At 36.1% G+C, this 20,457-nt stretch carries 17 protein-coding genes and 1 pseudogene; 9 read left to right on the top strand and 9 right to left on the bottom strand.

The window, feature by feature from the left end; genetic code table 11:
- Positions 1-20: 20 nt before the first annotated feature.
- Genes LF886_RS00675 through LF886_RS00660 form a run of 4 tightly spaced genes read right to left on the bottom strand, consistent with a single transcriptional unit; the run spans position 21 to position 3,476 of the window.
- Positions 21-911 carry a TniB family NTP-binding protein gene (locus LF886_RS00675; RefSeq protein WP_236852203.1) on the bottom strand — a complete coding sequence of 297 codons (891 nt, stop codon included), beginning with the start codon at positions 909-911 and terminating at the stop codon, positions 21-23.
- Positions 889-2,190 (bottom strand): Mu transposase C-terminal domain-containing protein, encoded by a 1,302-nt coding sequence (locus LF886_RS00670; protein ID WP_236852202.1) that lies wholly within the window; start codon positions 2,188-2,190, stop codon positions 889-891. Before LF886_RS00670 ends, LF886_RS00675 begins: the two co-directional genes overlap by 23 nt.
- A 2-nt stretch (positions 2,191-2,192) precedes the next feature.
- Positions 2,193-2,786, bottom strand: coding sequence for a hypothetical protein (locus LF886_RS00665; protein WP_236852201.1), 594 nt, complete (start codon positions 2,784-2,786; stop codon positions 2,193-2,195).
- A 3-nt stretch (positions 2,787-2,789) separates the two neighbouring features.
- Positions 2,790-3,476, bottom strand: a complete 687-nt coding sequence (locus LF886_RS00660) for a TnsA endonuclease N-terminal domain-containing protein (RefSeq protein ID WP_236852200.1) — start codon at positions 3,474-3,476, stop codon at positions 2,790-2,792.
- Positions 3,477-3,611: 135 nt separating this feature from the next.
- On the opposite strand from LF886_RS00660, the pseudogene LF886_RS00655 reads away from it, so the two are divergent.
- Positions 3,612-4,295: pseudogene (locus LF886_RS00655) on the top strand (YifB family Mg chelatase-like AAA ATPase); the annotation flags it as partial.
- A gap of 25 nt (positions 4,296-4,320) precedes the next feature.
- Here LF886_RS00655 and LF886_RS00650 read toward each other — a convergent pair.
- Positions 4,321-5,250 (bottom strand): MBL fold metallo-hydrolase, encoded by a 930-nt coding sequence (locus LF886_RS00650; RefSeq protein WP_236852199.1) that lies wholly within the window; start codon positions 5,248-5,250, stop codon positions 4,321-4,323.
- 539 nt (positions 5,251-5,789) lie between these two features.
- Here LF886_RS00650 and LF886_RS00645 point away from each other — a divergent pair.
- A complete protein-coding gene (locus LF886_RS00645) occupies positions 5,790-8,897 on the top strand; it encodes a non-ribosomal peptide synthetase (RefSeq protein WP_236852198.1) in 3,108 nt (1,035 codons plus the stop codon).
- A 209-nt stretch (positions 8,898-9,106) separates the two neighbouring features.
- Entirely contained in the window at positions 9,107-9,400 is a 294-nt protein-coding gene (locus tag LF886_RS00640) for a hypothetical protein (protein WP_236852197.1), read from the top strand.
- Between the two features lie 97 nt (positions 9,401-9,497).
- On the opposite strand, the gene LF886_RS00635 is transcribed toward LF886_RS00640, so the two are convergent.
- The 3 genes from LF886_RS00635 to LF886_RS00625 all read right to left on the bottom strand — a co-directional run bounded on the left by LF886_RS00635 (position 9,498) and on the right by LF886_RS00625 (position 13,731).
- Positions 9,498-10,724 carry a spondin domain-containing protein gene (locus tag LF886_RS00635; RefSeq protein ID WP_236852196.1) on the bottom strand — a complete coding sequence of 409 codons (1,227 nt, stop codon included), beginning with the start codon at positions 10,722-10,724 and terminating at the stop codon, positions 9,498-9,500.
- A 245-nt stretch (positions 10,725-10,969) separates the two neighbouring features.
- The gene (locus LF886_RS00630; protein ID WP_236852195.1) at positions 10,970-11,446 is read right to left on the bottom strand and encodes a YdeI/OmpD-associated family protein; all 477 of its coding nucleotides are present in this window, start codon (positions 11,444-11,446) and stop codon (positions 10,970-10,972) included.
- Positions 11,447-11,523: 77 nt separating this feature from the next.
- Entirely contained in the window at positions 11,524-13,731 is a 2,208-nt protein-coding gene (locus tag LF886_RS00625) for a S46 family peptidase (protein WP_236852194.1), read from the bottom strand.
- Between the two features lie 86 nt (positions 13,732-13,817).
- Between LF886_RS00625 and LF886_RS00620 the strand changes: the two genes are divergently transcribed.
- On the top strand, positions 13,818-14,252 hold the full coding sequence (locus tag LF886_RS00620) for an META domain-containing protein (protein ID WP_236852193.1): 435 nt from the start codon (positions 13,818-13,820) through the stop codon (positions 14,250-14,252).
- A 571-nt stretch (positions 14,253-14,823) separates the two neighbouring features.
- Here LF886_RS00620 and LF886_RS00615 read toward each other — a convergent pair.
- Positions 14,824-15,531, bottom strand: a complete 708-nt coding sequence (locus LF886_RS00615) for a LytR/AlgR family response regulator transcription factor (RefSeq protein WP_236852192.1) — start codon at positions 15,529-15,531, stop codon at positions 14,824-14,826.
- 193 nt (positions 15,532-15,724) lie between these two features.
- Between LF886_RS00615 and hflX the strand changes: the two genes are divergently transcribed.
- The 5 genes from hflX (at position 15,725) to LF886_RS00590 (ending at position 20,441) form a co-directional block, all read left to right on the top strand.
- Positions 15,725-16,951: a GTPase HflX gene (gene hflX / locus LF886_RS00610; RefSeq protein ID WP_236852191.1), complete on the top strand. Its 1,227-nt coding sequence runs from the start codon at positions 15,725-15,727 to the stop codon at positions 16,949-16,951.
- Positions 16,951-17,586 carry a DUF4919 domain-containing protein gene (locus LF886_RS00605; protein ID WP_236852190.1) on the top strand — a complete coding sequence of 212 codons (636 nt, stop codon included), beginning with the start codon at positions 16,951-16,953 and terminating at the stop codon, positions 17,584-17,586. The genes hflX and LF886_RS00605 overlap by 1 nt, the downstream gene beginning before the upstream one ends.
- 20 nt (positions 17,587-17,606) lie before the next feature.
- Entirely contained in the window at positions 17,607-18,899 is a 1,293-nt protein-coding gene (locus LF886_RS00600) for a cation:proton antiporter (RefSeq protein WP_236852189.1), read from the top strand.
- 21 nt (positions 18,900-18,920) lie between these two features.
- Positions 18,921-19,637, top strand: a complete 717-nt coding sequence (locus LF886_RS00595) for a DNA alkylation repair protein (protein WP_236852188.1) — start codon at positions 18,921-18,923, stop codon at positions 19,635-19,637.
- Positions 19,638-19,772: 135 nt separating this feature from the next.
- On the top strand, positions 19,773-20,441 hold the full coding sequence (locus LF886_RS00590; protein WP_236852187.1) for a hypothetical protein: 669 nt from the start codon (positions 19,773-19,775) through the stop codon (positions 20,439-20,441).
- The last annotated feature ends 16 nt before the right edge of the window (positions 20,442-20,457 follow it).

The following is a 20,457-nucleotide window of genomic DNA, read 5'->3' as shown; positions in this document are numbered from 1 at the left end:
AAATGCCTGTGAGCTTTAAATTATGAAAATCTTCTAAATGATTTTTTACGATCTTGGGGAGATGTATAATCTATACTATCTAAAATTCCATGAGTAATTTTTTCTCTTCCGGTTTCTATTGCAAGCTTACACGCAAGTGTTAATATGGTTGTGATCTCCCCAATTAAACCTTCAGAACGTTGAAGAATCTTTGTGGCAATAGAATTTTCAATAAGCATGGAAGGTTCTTTTAATGGTAAAAGAGCCTCAAAGTTAACCAGTAATTGATAATAATCTTCATTTTCCAACCATGTATCAAGCATTTTGTTATCAAAACGATTAGAAAGCTGTGGGTCTGACTGTATAACATTAAATGCATCTAAAATTCCAGCGCAAACTATTGATACTCTTAATTCATTGCTTAAGTATTTTAGAACAGTAAGAAACAATCTTTGTTTATGTGCACTTCCAGAAAGAACATGATGTATTTCATCAATAATTAAAAGCTTAATATTCATTTCCTTGAAAAAAAATACGATTCTTCTTCTTCTGCTATCAGATTTTTCGCTGTTAACGATAGGTACATTTAGTTTTTCAAGGATTTTGTTGTAAAAGCTTCTTTCATCAGGTTCCGGTGGAGCCTGGATAAGAAGAACTGGTAAAACAAGTTTTTCATCATGTTTATTGATATATGGAGCATTGTTTTTTTCGAAATGTCTAATTAAGGCTGTTTTACCATTATTTGTCTGACCAACAATTAGAAGATTTGGCATTCTGTCAACAGTAGGATAGCTCATCATATCTTCCATTTTCTTGATAATATTCTGGGCACGAGGATAAGGGATCCACTTAGGTTTAAGTAGGTAATTGATTCTTTCCTCTTTGCTTAATTGTGCAGCTTCTTTGGTCCTAAGAGTTAAATGCTTCATCATCTAAATTTACATTAGGTTTTAAATAACTATAGTCTGTATAACGAGGTTGTTCCTTTTGAGGTGATTGTTTTGAAGTGGGTGGTTCTATTCCTTTAATAATCTCATCTAAAAAATCATTATTTGTATTAAATTTTTTGCTGAGAATGCGTCTTGATTTTTTATTCATCTTCTTGGTAGAGTTAATAGATTTAATTTCTAGTTCTTCTAACTTCTGATAAGCATCAAAAATACTTTGTTCGTCTATATCATTTATATTTTGCTTTTTTAAATTTTCTATTGCAGCTCTATATTCCCAGATTGAGATTGGTGGATATGTTGAGTTTCGATATGGAATGTCGTAATATTCATTCGTTTCCGGATCATAAAAATAAACAGTGCTGATATCCTTTGGGTTTCTTCTAAATATATATTTGGGGGAAACAGAAGATTTATTGTTTTTTATATTAATGTAATTTTTTAAAACATCAGAGTAGTAGTATATGTGATCGATAATAATGCCATATTTTTGAATAGTTCTTTCATAATAAGGCATAAAATCCAATCTTATTTTTCTTTCATTTAGGAGTCTTGGGGGAATTCCGGTTCCTATAGTCGTTTCATCTCCTTCAATTCCAATTTGGTATTTTTTCTCTGGAGACATTCCTATACCTGAGTGGATTTGTTTATGATATACATTAACAATATAGGTTACTAACCATTTTTCAAATTCTTCCAAAGTAAATGAAGCATGCTTTTCGGATTTATAAGTGCTTTTTTGCTGTGGATTGGAGAATGTAGTTCCTGGCAGGTCATGAATTTTTTTGGACAATGTCCCCAAAAGTCTTTCAATATGACCTCCGTATTCCGGAGTTGCAGGAGGACGGAACTCAAGATTTATATTATAATTCTCACATGCTCTTCTCAACATATTCCCTCTGAATTCTTTTGCATTGTCTACGTGGATGGTCTGCATTACTCCCCAGCATGGCCATTCTCCACTAATGCTAAGTTTTTCAAGGTACATTTCTTTAGGTAATATTGAATTTGAAATGCATATTCCCGTACCGGCTGCACCAGGAGGGTCAAAAGATAAATGTAAACCAACAATCATTCTGCTGAAGACATCTATTGCTAGGGTTAAATGTGGGCGGTTAAAAGGATTTCGGAAAACTTCATCAACAAGAATAATATCAACAGGAGTATGATCAATTTGAACAACAGATAGAGGGGTGTTTGCATGAGGGAAAGATCCTCGCAAAGGAGCAAATTTATCCTTTGCAACTTTAGCTCCATATCGCATTGCTATAGCTTCCTTTTTTGAAATAGCTTGTATTCTTCTACGAATAGTTGATTCATGCGGGGGGGAACTTCTCTTTCTCTACATTTTCTACTTATATCAATTATAACGGCATAAATTGACTTCCGTAATGGATTGAGATAAACTTCCTCTATTGACTCTTTTATAATTTCCTCTTGTTCTTTATTTAAACGAGATTTTCCTTTTCCGCCTGTTTTACGATCTCCAAGTAATGGATATTTTTGACCAGTTGATTCAAACCAGTTAATCCATCTATAGAGGGTAGAACGGTGAACGTTGGCTTCTTTAGCTTTTCTAAGTATTAATTTAGAATCCCCTTTATTATTAAGGATAGGAGAAATAATATCATATCTAAATTGAACTTTATCCCATTCCTCTTTTGTAAAATCAATAAAGTCTCGAACATTTTGTTTGTTGCTTAAGGGAAGGGATATTTCTTCAAGTCTTACAGTATGGATGATATCTGTAGCGATTTCTTGTATGCTTATCCTTTTGATATCAATTACGCGGAAAATTTTGCATTCTAAACCCTTGTAGAGTACTTTAGCGCCTTCTTGTACGTTTAATATATTATTCATTTGCTATTCCTTGTCATATCTGTTTGCAAATAAATCATCAATCCATATTTCACTATGCATATTAATTGGAGAGTCCCAATCACAACAAATTATATTCCTGGAAACTAAGTACCATAGTACATAGATCAGTTCTTGTTGCTTTGCTTTGTCTTGTGCTGATAAATTTATTAGTTTTTTTGGAGTTGTATACTGTAAGTTACACATTATCTTCAATAAAAGTTCTACATCAGGATGACCAAAATCTAATTGATTATCTTTTTTATAACGATAGAGAAAGGATGCATTCTCTAAAAACTGAGTTCTGATTTCGTTTTCCGTCATAATTCTAAATTCGTAGTTATTGATTTTACAGAAATCAATTGCAGCTCTGAATTTTTCCTTGTAATTAGCAAAGTTTTCACTCAGATCTTTCCTAAATTTTACTTCGATAAGCAATGGCTTTAAACCCTCAGATTTGAGCCCGGGATGATAGTGCATCAAGAAATCAGGAGTGTAACTTCGCTTTTTTCCTGTTTTATCTGTAAAAATGATTTTTACAGGTTGTTCATAATAGCTATGGACAAAATTATCCATTTCCATCATCATAATCATATCCCGCTCCAATGAGGATTCGAATATTACTTCCGAATTATTTTTTACACTATAAAAGCGTCCTGATAATGATCGATATTTTAAGCCAATTTTTCTCACTTTATTCTGAACTATTCGCATTTACTTAGCTTAAAAGTTAAACTATTCTTATTTACTATGCAATTTATTCAGCATAGTAGACGAGAATGAAGCTCAATATCGCGTAAATATTCTCGTTTTCTTTGCTAATTTACAGTAGGAGGGGGAAGCTACCCGCAACCCGGAGAGATTTCTCTTGCTCATAACGGGGTACTATTTTTGGACGAAATGCCTGAATTTAAACGGACAGTACTGGAAGTAATGAGACAGCCTTTAGAAGACAGAGAAGTCACTATTTCAAGAGCCCGGTTTACCGTAAACTATCCGGCAAGTTTTATGCTCGTCGCTTCAATGAATCCCAGTCCGAGCGGATTCTTTCCGGATGATCCTAACAATACATCCTCTGTTTATGAGATGCAGCGGTATATGAATAAAATTTCGGGACCTCTTCTGGATAGGATTGATATTCATATCGAAGTCCAGAAAGTAGAATTTGAACAGCTTTCTGAAAAAAGGAAAGGAGAAAAAAGCAAAGACATTAGAGAACGGGTATTGAAAGCGAGAGACATTCAGAATAAACGCTATCAGAACCTCAATATCAGCAGCAATGCTCAGATAGGCCCCAAAGAAATTGAAGAATTTTGCAGTTTGGATGAGGCCTCTTTCAATCTCATAAAATTAGCAATGGAGAAACTAAACCTTTCGGCAAGAGCGTATGACAGAATCCTGAAAGTGTCCAGAACCATTGCAGATCTTGAAGAATCTCAAAACATCCTTTCTTCTCATATTTCCGAAGCCATACAGTATAGAAGTCTTGACCGGGAGTTTTGGAATGGCTGATCAGGACTTCTATTTCTGAAATTATCTATGTAGTTATTTCAAGATCTGTTTTAAGATTGATTAAAAAAGGATGGTTGTAAACTTTTGGAATCCATTGAAACTGATCATTCACCTTATTAATATACCCAATCCCTGGCCATGGAAGATGAGCGGAGCAGATAAGTGTTCTGTTATTATAACAATTTTCCAGAACCTTTTTACGGGTTTCTACACCTGTTTCAAAATCAATATCCCACTGCGTTCCCCAGTCAGGTTTTGCAATAAGCAGGGGAGAATGGAAGACATCTACTACATTGGTGATTGAAATATCTCCATCATTTACGGTATAAATAATATGTCCTGGAGTGTGTCCTGGAGCAGCCTGTGTCTGAATACACGAGAACAGAAGATCTCCCATTTCAAATGTTGTAAGTCGGCTACCAATGATGGAAAGGATTTTTCTCACCAATGGAATACTTGGTTTTCCTCCTTCCGGGTTTTTGCTTTTCTGAAAATCGGGTTCATTAGTTATCCAGAAATCGAATTCCTGACGTGAAATATAATAATTCGCATTCGGGAATATCATCTCATCATTCTTAGAAAGAATTCCTCCAATGTGATCCCTGTGGGCGTGTGTAATCAGAATATCCGTTATGGATTCAGGTGCAAATCCAGCCGCCGCAAGGCTGTGCAGCAGTTGCCCTGCATTTTCTTCATCATAAAACCCTTCTCCGGTATCTATTAAAATAATGCGGTCGGCCTTCTTGACAAGCATTACATTAATGGGTGCTTCATAATAAGAGTCCGATAAATAAAGATTTCGGAGCTCATTTTTTACCTTGTTTTGAGGAATACCGGGTGTTAAAATCGGCTGATGGTAACCAATACCAAAATACCCGTCAGAAAGTATAAAAATATCCAGCTCATGACATGGAATATGTATAAATCCATGCTCTCTCTTCAGTTTGTGATCCATATTAAAATGAAGTGTTTTTTTCTTTCTTGCAAATTTAAAGATTATTCCCATACCTTGATCGATAGGTGGATTGATATTGAATGTTATAGTTGTAATAGATTAAAATTCAATATTTTATTCTAGAATGTCAATTCGCGATTGTGGCAAATAATAGTAATTATGTAACAATTGGTCTAATTTATTATGTTAAGTTTGATTACCAAATTATTTAAAATATTACATTATGAAAATAAAAATCTTAAACACTGTGTAGGGGGGTAGATCTAACTTCTGAAGAATAATGAAAATATATTCTTCCTACTTTTCGATTGCAATAAATAACGTTTTTCAAGTTGTTTACGGTTCTGCTTATTAAGTGGATCAATTTAAAATCATTGTAAATCAGATTTTTAATAATCTATTATGAAAACACATTTAGTAAATAAACTGTGCCTATAGCTTATGCCCTGATGTTTCATCTTTTCTTATAGTTTAAAATCAGATTCACAGAGAAAGAAATTTATTGACTACAAAATTTTTAACCAAATCACACTATTAAAATGTCAAATACAATTCCCTCACTCGAAACCTTATCCATAGGTGCTGCTATATTGCTGTCAGCTGAAGACAGAGAAAAGCTCTTAAATGGATTTAATAAAACCGGTTGGGACTATCACCATGAAGAAACATTGGAGTCTCTTTTCCGGAAACAGGCAATACTTCATCCCGATAAGCTTGCCGTTATTTATGAGGATCGGGAGATCACTTATAGAGAGTTAGACCAAAGAAGCAATCAGGTTGCCAATACATTATTGAGCCAGGGTATCAAAGAAGGAAAGTATGTTCCTATCTGGCTGGATCGTTCCTTAGAATGGATTGTTGCGGTGCTTGGAGTTATTAAAACAGGAGCAGCCTATGTTCCAATAGATCCTGCCTATCCCGTTAAAAGAGTGGAATATATACTTTCAGATACCGCTTCTGATATAATCATTACCAATCAAAATCTTCAGGGTCTTTTATCTGAAAAAGAAAAGGTAAAAGTATTGGATTTGAGCAGTATGGATCATCTTAACGACTTACCTTCAGAATATCCGGAAACTAACATTCACCAGAATGATTTGGCGTATACAATTTATACTTCGGGTTCAACGGGAAAGCCGAAAGGAGTAATGGTAAGCCATCAGGCGATACAGCATCTGGTAACATGGCATAATCATCATTTCCATGTGGATCACAGTTCAAAGTTGACCCTTGTTGCAGGATTGGCATTTGACATATCGGTATGGGAAACTTGGTCGGCACTTACCTCCGGAGCAACTCTTTGTATTGCAGATAATGAGGATAGGACAGATGCTCACGCGTTGGTAGATTACTATAGAAGAAATCAGATTACACACGGTTTCGTACCATCTGTTCTGGCTCCATCTGTAGTCAATTGTACCCGAAATTATAATGATCTGAAATTAAAATATCTTTTTACCGGTGGTGAAAAGCTAAAACCGGTGCTGACTTCTGAATTAAGTTACGAATTGGTAGATTATTATGGTCCCACCGAATGTACAGTATATGCTACTTTCAAAAAAGTGAAAGACACGAATGGTAAATATATTTCCTCAATAGGTAAACCTATTGCCAATGCCAAAGCCTATATTGTAAGCGAAAATATGGAATTGTTACCATTGGGAGCGGTTGGAGAGCTATGCATCGGCGGAAATATTTTAGCGAAAGGATATCTTAATAATGAAGAACTCACAAAATCTAAATTCATTACCAACCCATTTAATGAAACGGAAAAATTATATCGTACCGGAGATCTGGCGAAATGGCAGCCGAATGGCGATATTGAATTTTTAGGAAGAATAGATAATCAGGTGAAAATTCGTGGATTCCGGGTTGAATTGGGAGAAATAGAACGTACATTGGTTCAGCAGGATGATATCACGGAAGCCGTAGTCATCAGTAGAGAAACAGAAGGGAGTACTCAATATCTTATTGCTTTTATTGTTCTAAAACCAGAAGCTGAAAAAGATATTGCATCAGTCCGGAATGCCTTGAAAGAAGAACTTCCGGGTTATATGATCCCTGCACAGATTATTTTTATAGATAAATTTCCCGTAACAGCAAATGGTAAAACAGATACTCAGTCGCTAAGAGATCTGGCCGATAAAGAAGCTAAAGAACTTATTTCATTTGAGCCACCAACTAATGAGACCGAAAGAATTATCGTAGATGTTTGGGCTTCAGCACTGGAACGTCCTGTGATTAATATCACAGATAACTTTTTTGATATTGGAGGAAATTCCTTGCTGGTGGCAACGGTTGCTGTCACATTACAAAGAAAGCTTGATGTAAAAGTGTATCTCAGGGATGTTTATCAATATCCGGTATTACAGCAGCTATCGGAAGTGCTTATAGAAAGAGCCAGAGAAACCAGGGAAGCTCTTCCCATGGAAGATATGGAACCATATGTCGAACTGCAGAAAGACGTTTATCTTGCCCCAGGAACTATTTTTGCGGGAGGATTTGATCCTAAACAGATAGAAAACCCAACGACAATATTTCTAACCGGAGTTACAGGATTTGTAGGGATTCATCTTTTACAGGAACTTCTGGATACGACAATTGCTGATATTTATTGCCTCGTAAGAGCGCAGGATGAATTTTACGCGATGGAAAAAATTGAGAGATGTTTTAAACAATACCATATCCCTCAAAAAGAAGAACAGAAATCAAGAATTATCCCTGTAATTGGAGATTTAGCATTGCCTTCATTAGGATTGTCAGAAGAAACATTCAGAAAATTAGCAAAGCAAACCGATCTGATTTACCATTCAGGAAGTTCAGTAAACTTTATTGAACCTTATTCTTATATGAAAGCCCCGAATGTAAAAGGATTAAGAGAAATCATAAAACTGGCAGGAGCAGAAAGAACAAAATGTCTTGCTTTATTATCTACCATTTCAGTGTATAGTTGGGGACATCTGTTTACAGGGAAAACAGTGATGCTTGAATCTGATGATATCGAACAGAACCTGATGTCGGTAAGTAAAGATATAGGCTATGTAAGAAGCAAATGGGTAATGGAAGCAGTCGCAGATTTAGCAGCAAAAGAAGGGCTGCCATTGATTACTTATCGTCTTGGTTATGCCATGTGCCATAGTGAAACGGGAGCCAGTGCATCTTATCAATGGTGGTCTGGATTGGTGAAAAACTGCATAGAATTCAAATCTTATCCGGCATTGACAGAACTTAGAGAAGGTCTTATCACAGTAGATTATATGACGAAGTCTATGGCTCATATTACAAAGAATAAAGAAGCGATAGGCAAAAAATTCAACCTGATTGCCCGCCCGGAAACCAATCTTACATTGGAAGATTTCTTTGGACTTATGAAAAAATATTATCCTTTCACGCTGAAAGATCTTCCTTATAAAGAATGGAGAAAACAATGGGAAGATGACAGCAAAAATAGGTTGTATCCACTGACGAGTCTTTTCAGGGACAATATGCACGAAGGGTTATCCACTGTAGAGCTTTATCAGAATACCTATGTATGGGATTGTTCCAATGTCATTCAGTTTCTGGAAGGCTCAGATATTCAGGAACCGGTATTTGATAAAAAAATATTGGATTCCTACCTAAAATACCTCGGAATTCAGGTTGAATAATATTTGAAGATTTAAAAAGCCCAAACAGATTCTGCTTGGGCTTTTCTATTGAAAAAAGAATTTTATCCGGACCCGGTTATGGGGGCGTACAAATTTTTAATAGAATAAATGAAGCGTCAAGTTTTGTCGTAATACAGACTGATATTTGTCTCGTAATAAAATGAGGTCACTGCTCTGTTTCCTTATCAACTGAAAGTAAATAATAATAAATGAATAATTTTATTGTATTGTCTAAAGATTTTGCGGCCAATGAGAGTGCCGTGATTGATCTTAAATCCTGGGGATTTATAAACCCACTAGGAGTACTCACGTTTCAGAATAAAACAGGACTGTCAGCCAGATTTCTTTGGCAGGGAGATATCATCTCAGGTAACAGAGAAAAAACAGGCTATTTTAAAGAAGTAATTAATGATTTAGGGGTGAAAGTAAGCCATTATGAAGGTTTTATAACCATTACCAATGGTGGCGGAAAACAATATTTGGAAGGGGAATTGAAAATATAAGAAGGCTAATTTTCCTTTCCGGAAATCATTATATTTTACCATTAAAAAAGGCCAAACATTATTAATGTTCGGCCTTTTCTTTATCTGAAGGTTAATTTTAATTTACTGTTACCTTCACTACATTCTGAACAGCAGGAACCGGATAGTGATTTCCAACTTTGGAAATAACCATATTCTCAGCCTGTGGAGTTCCACCAAACAAAGCCTGGTGATTTCCAGCTCCCGGATATTGGTCAATCCCTGTCCCTGAATCAAATAATGAGGTTTTTGAAGTAAGATCCCCTTTAGTATTTGCGTCAATACTTTGCTCGTTGGCATAGAACCAGTCATTGGAAAAACCAAACATTGTTGCATAGGCAATTTTATCACCCGGATCAGCATTAAAGCTTGTTGTCACTTTACTTCCCGGCGCTACAGGAGCACTCCCTGCAACATATACCCCTTTTACATTCGGTAAGGATTTAAGACTGTTTTGAAGCTTGGCTACATTTCCAAATTGAGCAATGTCTTTCAGTCCCATTCCGCTGTCTGTTTTTCCCAGTTCATAAATAGGATTTTTATCTCCACGGTATACCACCACCAATGCAGGAGAAAGACCAGTCATAATTCCTGTGTTGGCATTCAGTTTAGTCATCATCTTGCTGATATTCCCCATTTGAGCAATATCTGTGATTTCAGGATTGGATAAAGCATTAGGGGTAAAGAAAGGCGCACTGTTCAGCAGCTGAGAACCATTGTAATTGGAAACCGCCCATACTCCGGGAGAAAAAGGAGTCTCGTTGGCTGTTCCGCCAGAAGTATTGGTGATCGTAAGGGTGAATTCAGAAGAAACGTCATTGTAAGCCAGATTAAGTTTCATAAGCTGAGCTGCATTTACATTAGCAACCGGCATGATGGGTTTACTTTCCGTTTGCCCGGATACATCGTCTTTCGTTCCGTTGTCCCATAATCGTACGCTTGAAGAAACGTCTCCGGTAATGGCATTTCCATTGTTGTCAAACAATTTGATGCCTGGTTGTTGGGAAGCAAAAAACCAGTCTTTTGAAGCTCCATACATGGTGGCAAACATTAAAGCTTGTGTTTTTCCTGCACTGAATTTAACAGAAACAGATTGCCCGGGTAAAATAATAGGAGGAGTTCCCACTCCCTGAAAACTCCCGCTTTCTACAAAATCTTTAGGAGTTACAACGTTTTCAAAAGTAATAGTTCTTTGAAAAGCCATATCCATCATCATGTCGTTATCCGAATCATTGCATGAAGAAAGAGTAAATGCAGCTAGAGTAGCTGCCGCTAAAACTGATGTTCTGAAAATAAACTTGTTCATAAAAGTAATTTTTTTATAGTTATAATTGATATCTGTAACTATAGTCGACTACTTTTTGAGATCCTGACAAAAAATAATAAATATTTTTTACCAGATAAAATGATACGTAAGTTTTGGAGTTATGCAAAAAGGGTTTTACATGAGGGAAAAGCCAGATGTTTTTCAGTTTTTAATTCATACAAATGAGCAAACTTATCGTATTGCCTAAAGATTTTTTAGTGAGTGAAAGGGGAGTGCAGATAGGTTTATATTCCTTTTTTTCCATCCAGAATCATCTGAATCATTTTTATCTTTCTGTTTTCTCGGGTCTCCGGTTTCTTGGCTTCTTCTATCCAACGGATATATTCCTTTTTGTGCGTATAACTCATCTTGTCAAATAAAGCCTTTGCTTCGGGGCTTTCATTAAAAACAGAAACAATATCATCGGCCACCTCTACCACTCTTTCTTCTTTATCTTCAGTAAGAGAAACAGAGACATGATCTCCGAACGTTTTACCAAGCTGTTTTCTGACTTCCTGCGTGAGACCAAGCATGTGGCAGTCCGATTTCATTTTGGCAAGACTTCCGCGATATTCAACTTTACCGTCAAATAGAGCTTTAATTTTTACCTGACCTTTTTTATTAAAAAGTTCTTCCGTAGAAAAGGGAAATTCCACAAACGCAGCATCCATCTCTCCGTTTTGCTGTATAGCAGCTGTGAATTTGATAGTTTGAGACTTCATGATGAGAAATTTTAATAGTCAAAAATAAAAAAACCGTGAAAGTAAATTTCACGGTTTTAAAAATAAATCAGATAAGATTATTTTTTATTGATTTTCTTAGGGGTTGTAGTAGTACCAGAGTTTTTAGTTTTTGTATCAGCTGGAGTATTTTCACCTCTTACAAGCTTCAATTCGTCAACTAATCTTCTTGCACCTGCATACTTATCGATTGTCCAAAGAACGAAACGAACGTCTACGTTGATTGTTTTCTGCCATTCAGGCTCGAATACGATATCACCACTTAATGCTTCACTGTTTCCGTCGAAAGCGATACCGATAAGGTTACCGTCTCCGTCAATTACCGGAGAACCAGAGTTACCACCCGTAATATCATTGTTAGAAAGGAAGTTTACAGGCATATATCCTGCAGCATCAGCATACTGTCCGAAGTCTTTAAGGTTATAAAGATCGATCACTCTTTGAGGAAGATCAAACTCTTCATCACCTTTCTTGTATTTTCCAACAAGACCAGTCATGTCTGTATAATAGTTATCCGTAATACCGAAATAGTTTCTGTCATTTCTTACAGGAAGTTTATCTACAGTACCGTAAGTTAATCTCATCGTAGAGTTAGCATCTGGATAGAATTTTTTCTCAGGCATAGCTTTCATTAGACCAGCTAAGAACATACGGTTCTTTTTAGCAAAATTATCATCTACCTGAACATATCTTTCAGTACTCATTTTTTGATCAGCAGCAATTCCGTTAGCCGCCTTCCAAAGTGGATCAGCATCAAGCTTCAATGCATCTGGGTTCAATAAGAAGTTCGTTGCAGAAGTTTTGTTGGCAAAAATTGAAGAATATGCCAAGTTAGAAACTGTTTTAGCATCAAGACCTAAAATAGTAGCAGAAGCAATGTCTTTATTGGTAACTCTTGTTTGGTATAAGTTAACCATAGAAGTAAGCATTTCTCCTTCTAAAGATGGATTAATGTTTTCATAAGCTGCTTTAATAGCCGCTTCAGTTTTAGCTTTCATAGCCAGTCTTCCTTGCATATCCTGAGCAGCATAAGCCTTAAGAACAGATCCTACTTGTAGAGCAAGTGATATGTATTTTGCATTTCTTGAGAACTGAGAAGCGTAGTTTCTTTCAACATTTCTTTCAGAAACCTGCTTGTAGTACATGGCAATGTCTTCCAAAATTCCGTCATAAGCCTCATTACCAGCTGTCATAGACCATTTTCTGAAAATGTCCTCAGTTTTTTGCTTGTCAGCAATGGTTCCGTTCTTATCTACTGCATCAATAGTACCTTGTCTGTTTTTCCAGTAGTTTGCTACTGAAGCATATTGAGAAGCATAGTTAAGCTGAGTCGCTTTATCCTTGTCCATGTACTTTTTCATTACGTCCATAGCAAGTTTAGAAGCTTCAACCCAAGCCGGGTAATCTTTGTTTACCATCTGCTGAATTCCGTAAGAAGTCAGGTAACGGTTTGTTCTTCCAGGGTATCCAAGGATCATTGAGAAGTCACCAGGCTTAATTCCTTTAAGAGAAACAGGAAGGAAATGCTTAGGCTTCAAAGGAGTATTGCTTGGAGAATATTCAGCAGGGTTTCCTGCAGCATCAGCGTACACTCTGAAAACGGTAAAGTCTGCAGTATGTCTTGGCCACTCCCAGTTGTCTGTATCTCCTCCGAATTTTCCTAATGATGAAGGTGGCGCACCTACCAATCTGATGTCTTTATAATCCTGATATACGAAATAGTAGAATTCATTTCCGTTGAAGAAATCTCTTACCACTACAGTATATTTTCCGTTTTCAGAGTTTTCTGTCTGGATTGCTTTAGTCTCAGCATCAATAACAGCTTTTCTCTCTGCTCCGGTCATATTGTTGTTTAGTTTAGAAGTGATCCTTTGAGTAGCATCATCCATTCTCACTAAAAATCTTACGTAAAGATCCTTTGCATTGAACTCGTCTTTCTGTTTCATTGCCCAGAAACCGTTCTTCAAATAATCTTTTTCCGGTGTGGAAGCAGCAGCAACAGCACCGTAACCACAGTGGTGGTTTGTAAATATAAGTCCTTTATCAGAAACAATCTCACCTGTACAGAAACCACCGAAACTTACGATAGCATCCTTTAAGCTTGAATTGTTTACCGAATAAATTTCTTCAGGCGTAAGGTGTAGACCCTCTTTTTGCATATCAACACCGTTAAGTCTTTTGATGAGCATAAGCAGCCACATCCCCTCATCCGCCCTCATCTGAGCAAAGCCCAATAAGAAAGTGAATAGTAGAAATAGTCTTTTCATTTTATAAAATAATTTTTGTGTCGCTAATTTACTAATTTTTACGAGATTCTGTCCCGGATTGGTATGAAAATGGGAGGATAACCTCTATGAAAAAGATACTATTACCACTTTTTGCCGTTTTACTTTTAGGAGTTGTTTTAAATTGCTCCACTGTACCTGATAAAAATCCCTCCCTTCAAAGGCAATGGATGCTGGTTTCTTTTGATGGTTTTTCAAAAGATCAATTGATAGCCAATAAAGCCGAAATGAATCTGACAGGCAGTATGAATAATGGTAAAATTCAAGCGAGTACCTATATGGGTTGTAATCAAATGTCTTTTGTATCCGAGTTTAAAAAAGGAGGAAAAGTGAAAATCTCAAAAGGAGTGAGTACCATGAAGGCTTGTCAGGATATGGATCTTGAAACATCTTTTCAGAAAAAAATTGAAACCATGACCAGGTATTCGATAGAAGGACATTTTCTCACTTTATCCGATGATAAAGGAGTTTCAATGAAATTTGTAGCAGCCGATTGGGATTAATGATTCCCGTTTTACAATATAAAAGTCCGCCGGAGCGGACTTTTTTGTTTAAAAAATCTAGTTTGGTTATCAGCTTTTTGAGGGTTACTAGTTCTGAAGATTATTAGTTTTTGAGAATAGTTTTTTTATGTGCTTGTCTATATAATGATTAATTCAATAAATTTTGTATTTGTGTTCCTAGAATTTATAATAGTATGATGGGCATGCCTGTTGGTCATAGTTTTTTAAAATAGTCGAAATTTAGGATGTTGGAACAAAGTTTTCCAAGAGTTCAAATAAAGATATTGTTTTTACATTCTTGCTTTTTACATCAAGTCCCTGTTTAGAAAATCGGATCTGCTGCCAAAACTTAGAATCAACATACGGAATTGCAAAAAATGAGAGAATAGATAGATTTTTTTTTCATAGAGAGTTGTTTTTAAAGTATTAGGTTTCAGTGTTATAATGTGGGGTAACTTGGGAAGACTAAATTACTATCTATCTTAATCAAATGACAGGAAAATAGACCAACGGCAGAAATAATCGACCAATGGCATTTTATGAATTATTGGTTGAATGTCCGGTTAGGTTTTTAAGGATTGAAAAAAGAAAGATTATCCTTGTATGTACGGCCTATAGGAAGCTTTATGTGATGGGTAAGCTCTATTTCATGACAGTTTTTCCCGCGAATGAGATGGCGTGGTACAGCATAGCTTCTGTGTATTCTGACAAAAGAATCGAAAAAACTTTTTTGGAGGAGATTCCCCAGAGAATTTAAAATACAGTGATTTTTTTCAAGGGTGATGATCCGGGTGTAATCTTTTAAAGCCTCCAGATACAGAATATCTTTCATTTTGAGTTGAAAAATATTTCCACCCTCTTTTATTTTAATACAATTTTCACCTACCATAGCATCATAGCATTCACATTTTTCTTTGACTTCAAAAAAATCGAAAAGCTTCTGCATAGAATAATGAAAGCGCTCGGCAGTAAGAGGTTTGGTAATAAAATCTAATGTATTGATCTCAAAAACTCTGGCAGCCAATTCAGGATGGGAACTTACAAAAATGCAGGCAGGGATCTTATGAGCCAGCTTCCGGAATTCAAGCCCGGTCATTCCCTGCAAATTGGTTTCGGTGATCAGAAGATCTATGGGGAGATCAAGATAGGGAACAGCCTTTTCTGCAGAATCAAAAGAGGCGACAATCTCAATGTTTTGATATTGTCTGATATAATGCTGAAGAACCAGCCTGTCCAGTTCATCATTATCAATAATCATACATCTTATATGGCTAATCATGATATTCCGGATATTATTTTTAATTTAAATATTTAAAAATCAGAAATTTATTATATAAAGTTATTGATTTTTTGTAGAATCTTCCTCATGTAAACTTAAATTTATATTAAAATATGTTATTAAATAAAAATTGATTTTGTTTTTTTTCTGAAAAATATTAACTTGTAAAAATCATAAACATAGACCGAACTTAATGTTAGAAAAGAAAGAACATAACTATGAGAAAGCAGTCTTGGTGGGTGTTATTACCCAAAATCAGGACGAAGATAAACTGACGGAGTATTTAGATGAACTTGAGTTTTTAGCTTTCACAGCAGGAGCAACCGTAGAAAAACGTTTTACTCAAAAACTGACTCAGCCTGATTCCAAAACTTTTATCGGAAGTGGAAAGGCTATTGAAATAAAAGAATATGTAAAAGAAAACGAGATCGGGACCGTAATCTTCGATGATGAACTCTCTCCTTCACAGCTTAAAAATCTGGAAAGAGATATGGAGGTTAAAATTCTGGACCGTACCAATCTTATTCTTGACATTTTTGCCCAAAGAGCACAGACTTCTTATGCAAGAACTCAGGTGGAACTGGCACAATATCAATATCTTTTACCACGATTGACAAGAATGTGGACCCACCTTGAGCGTCAGAAAGGGGGGATTGGGATGAGAGGTCCCGGTGAAACGGAAATTGAGACTGACCGTCGTATTATCCGTGACAGAATTACATTGCTGAAAGAAAAACTGAAGACGATTGACAAGCAGATGGCTACTCAGCGTAACAACCGTGGAAAAGTGGTTCGTGCAGCTTTAGTAGGGTATACCAACGTGGGTAAGTCTACTTTGATGAATTCTCTTTCAAAATCTGAGGTTTTTGCAGAAAATAAATTATTTGCAACACTGGATACGACTGTAAGAAAAGTGGTGATCGGAAATTTACCATTCCTGCTTACAGACACCGTAGGATTTATTAGAAAATTGCCAACGCAGCTGGTAGAATCGTTCAAATCTACTTTGGATGAGGTTCGTGAAGCTGATCTTCTGATTCATGTGGTGGATATTTCTCACGAAAGCTTTGAAGACCATATAGAATCTGTAAATCATATTCTGATGGAAATCAATGCTCACCAGAAGCCTATGATTATGGTTTTCAATAAGATTGATGACTTCAGTTATGAGAAAAAGGATGATGATGATCTTACGCCGTCAACCCGTAAAAATATCTCTCTGGAAGAATGGACAAAAACATGGATGGCAAAATCGAAATATCCAACAGTTTTCATTTCTGCCTTAACGAAGGAAAACTTCCCGGAAATGAAGAAAATGATCTACGACGAGGTTATGAAAATTCATATTTCGAGATTTCCATACAACGATTTCCTTTTCGAATATTTCGATAACGACGAGGAAGAAGAAAGCGACAATTAATGAAATACCAATTTTTCCTTTTATTCATTCTATTTTCGGTTTTTGGCTTCGGTCAGAACTCGAAAATAGACTTAAAAGCTATTGAGAAAAGTCTCCAAAATTCTGACTCTCCTTATAATTACGAGAAGCTTATTTTCAAGTATAAAGGATATCCAAAGTCTTTGGATAGTATAGAGTCACAATATCTTTATTATGGAAGAAATTTCAGAAAAGATAAAGTAACTACTTCAGAAGAAAGCTTTAAAAACCTTGTAGATGCCTTTAAGCAGAACAATTTTGCAGACTGTATCAAACAAGGGAAAGCTTTGTATAATAAAGATCCAACAAATCTGGATATCCTGCTGATCCTTCTCAGGGCTTATGACTCTGTAAAGGACGGCAACAATTTTATACACCATTTGAATCAGTTCCGTGCGATTACTGAAGGCATAAAAAGCTCTGGGGACGGGAAATCTGAGAAGACGGCTTATATCGTTAATTCCGTAGGAGATGAGTACATTCTGCTGAACATTCTGAACATAGGGCAGGATTACAAAAGAAACTCAAAAACGGTTAAAGATGGTATGTTTGATATCTGGGAAAAAGATGGTACAAAGATTTACATAAAAATACTCTATTGGGAACTCACCAATTAATCTCAAAATAAAGACACTTAGTGGAATTATATTATTCATTTTCAGCGTTAATCGTATTAGCATCAATATTTGCATATCTCAATTACAGGTTTTTAAAACTTCCGAGTACCATCGGAATTATGGTGATCGCAATTGTGGTTTCTATTTTTTTGGTAATGTTCGGAGAAACAGTGCTTCCGAGAACTTTCGGGCACCTTCACAACCTAATGGACAGCATCGACTTTACGGAGGTTTTGATGGGAGCTATGCTTAATTTTCTTCTTTTTGCAGGAGGAATTCATATTAATATTAACGACCTGAAAGAACAATTCAGACCTGTTGTTATATTTTCCACAGTAGGTGTTGTGATTTCAACTTTTGTGGTAGGATTTGGAATGTTTTATCTGCTTCCTTATGTGGGTGTTAAGCTTCCTTTTATCTACTGTCTTGTTTTTGGAGCCTTGATTTCACCTACTGATCCGGTAGCTGTTCTGAGTGTATTAAAACAGGCTAATGTATCCAAATCACTGGAAACAAAAGTAGCTGGAGAATCTCTTTTCAATGACGGTATGGCGGTAGTAGTCTTTACAGTGATATTACAGCTTGCGGTAGGGAAAGAAGTGGATCTGAGTGTTGAAACAATAGGGTTACTTCTGCTTAAAGAAGCAGGAGGAGGTCTTTTACTGGGAGTTTTACTTGGATGGGTTACGTCAAGACTTATGCGTGAAGTGGATGATTATATTATTTCCGTATTGGTGACACTTTCTGTTGTAATGGGAGGATATCTTATTGCCCGTCAAATGCATATTTCAGGGCCATTAACAATGGTGGCAGCTGGACTATTTATGGGGAACTTCAATAGAAGTTTTAAAATGAAATCGGTCACTCAGGATTATCTGATTAAGTTCTGGGAACTGATTGATGAAATTCTGAATGCTGTATTATTCCTATTCATCGGATTTGAGCTTTTGATGATTAAAGATCTGAAACATTTTATGGTTCCTGGCTTACTGGCAATTATTGTTGTTCTTTTGGCAAGATTTATTTCCATTTGGGGGCCTACAAAATTTACCTCTCTGAGAAAAAGTTTCAGCCCGCAGACTGTAAAAGTTCTGGTTTGGGGAGGAATTCGTGGAGGAGTTTCTATTGCGCTGGCAATGTCTATTCCTAAAAGTGAATACAGTGAGATTATTTTAAGTATTACCTACTGTGTAGTGGTTTTCTCTATCATTGTTCAGGGGCTTACTATTGCTAAAGTGGCTAATCCTAACAAGATTGCAAAAGAAGAAGAAGAGCAGGAGCAGGAGAGCCTTGCGGCAGAGGAGAAAGCCTAGAAGTAACAATCGTTCAGAAATATGAGTATTGTCAAAGAAATACAGGAAGCCTTAGCTGTTTTATCCATTCCTGAAAAGGCAGAATTCTTTCCAAGATTTTTTAAAACCGGAAAAGGAGAATATGGAGAAGGAGATCTGTTTCTGGGCGTAAAAGTTCCGGATCAGCGCTCTGTAGCCAAAGAGCATTATTCGAAAATCAATTTAGAAGACCTCAGTACTTTACTTTCTTCAAAATATCATGAACATAGGCTGACAGCTCTTTTTATGCTGATTTCAAAGTTTGAAAAAACAAAGGATAAAGCTGTAAAAGAAGAAGTGGTCGTTTTCTATCTTAATCACCTTCCTTATGTCAACAATTGGGATCTGGTAGACTCTACCTGTTATAAAATTTTAGGCAGGTATGCTTTTGAAAATCAGAAAGAAAACCTTCTTAGAGAACTTTCGGGATCTGAAGAAATGTGGCATAAGAGAATAGCCGTTGTGGGGACAATGCATTACATAAAAAAAGGATCGTTTGATCTTACTAAGGAATTCGTAACCAGAAACCTGAAACATCCTCATGATCTGATGCATAAAGCAAATGGCTGGTTATTAAGGGAAATGGGAAATAAAAATGAAGGAGCACTGATCAGCTATCTGAATCAGTATTATAAAGAAATGCCCAGAACCTGCCTTCGGTACGCTATTGAAAAGCTGGACGAAGATCTTCGCCAGGATTATTTGAAAGGACGTATTTAAAAAAGAATAAAACCAAAAGTGGTGTCGTTTCCTGTCTTAAAAAAGTACCGGAAAACAGCTATTTATGCTCGAAAAATCAAAGATGATAAGGATTTAAGGTCAAAATTGAGTAATTTTGTGGCTTTAAAACCAATCATGAAAAATTTTCTCAGATTATTTCTTCTATTTTTTCCTTTGCTATTCCTTACAAGTTGCTTCGATATCCTTGATAAAGTGAATGTAAAGGCTGACGGAACAGGGGAATATACTATTATTCTTAACGCCAGTAAAAGCAAAACAAGACTAGCATCCATCTCCAAAATGGAAACCATCAACGGGAAAAAAGTTCCGAAAAAGGCTGAAATTGAGAATAAAATCAATGAAGCTGCAAAAATTTTCAAAGGAACTCCCGGAATCAGCAATGTGAAAACATCCATGGATTTTGATAATTATATCATTAAACTGAGCTGTAATTTCAAAAAGATCGAAAATATCAATGCCGGCCTGGAAAAACTGAAAGCTCAGAATATATTGGGCAAAATGGTTCCAACACAAGTCTACAGCCAGAATCTTGAAAAAAAGACGTTGACAAGGAATAAAGTCAATACCTTCAAAGCAGATTACGACAAGATGAGCAAGGCAGATAAGGAGGTTTTTAACGATGCAAAATATACTTCCATTATGCAGTTCGAAAGTACAGTGAAATCACAGACGAATAATACGTATGTGCTTTCTCCCAACAAAAAAGCACTCAAACTGGAGGCTGATATCCTGGATCTGATTCTTCAGAAAAAACAAATACAAAACACAATTCTTTTTCAATAAATTTCTAAACTATCGT

It is taken from the genome of Chryseobacterium sp. MEBOG07 (assembly GCF_021869745.1).
In the GTDB taxonomy this organism is placed as follows: domain Bacteria; phylum Bacteroidota; class Bacteroidia; order Flavobacteriales; family Weeksellaceae; genus Chryseobacterium; species Chryseobacterium viscerum.
This window is presented reverse-complemented; position numbering and strand designations above follow the sequence as displayed.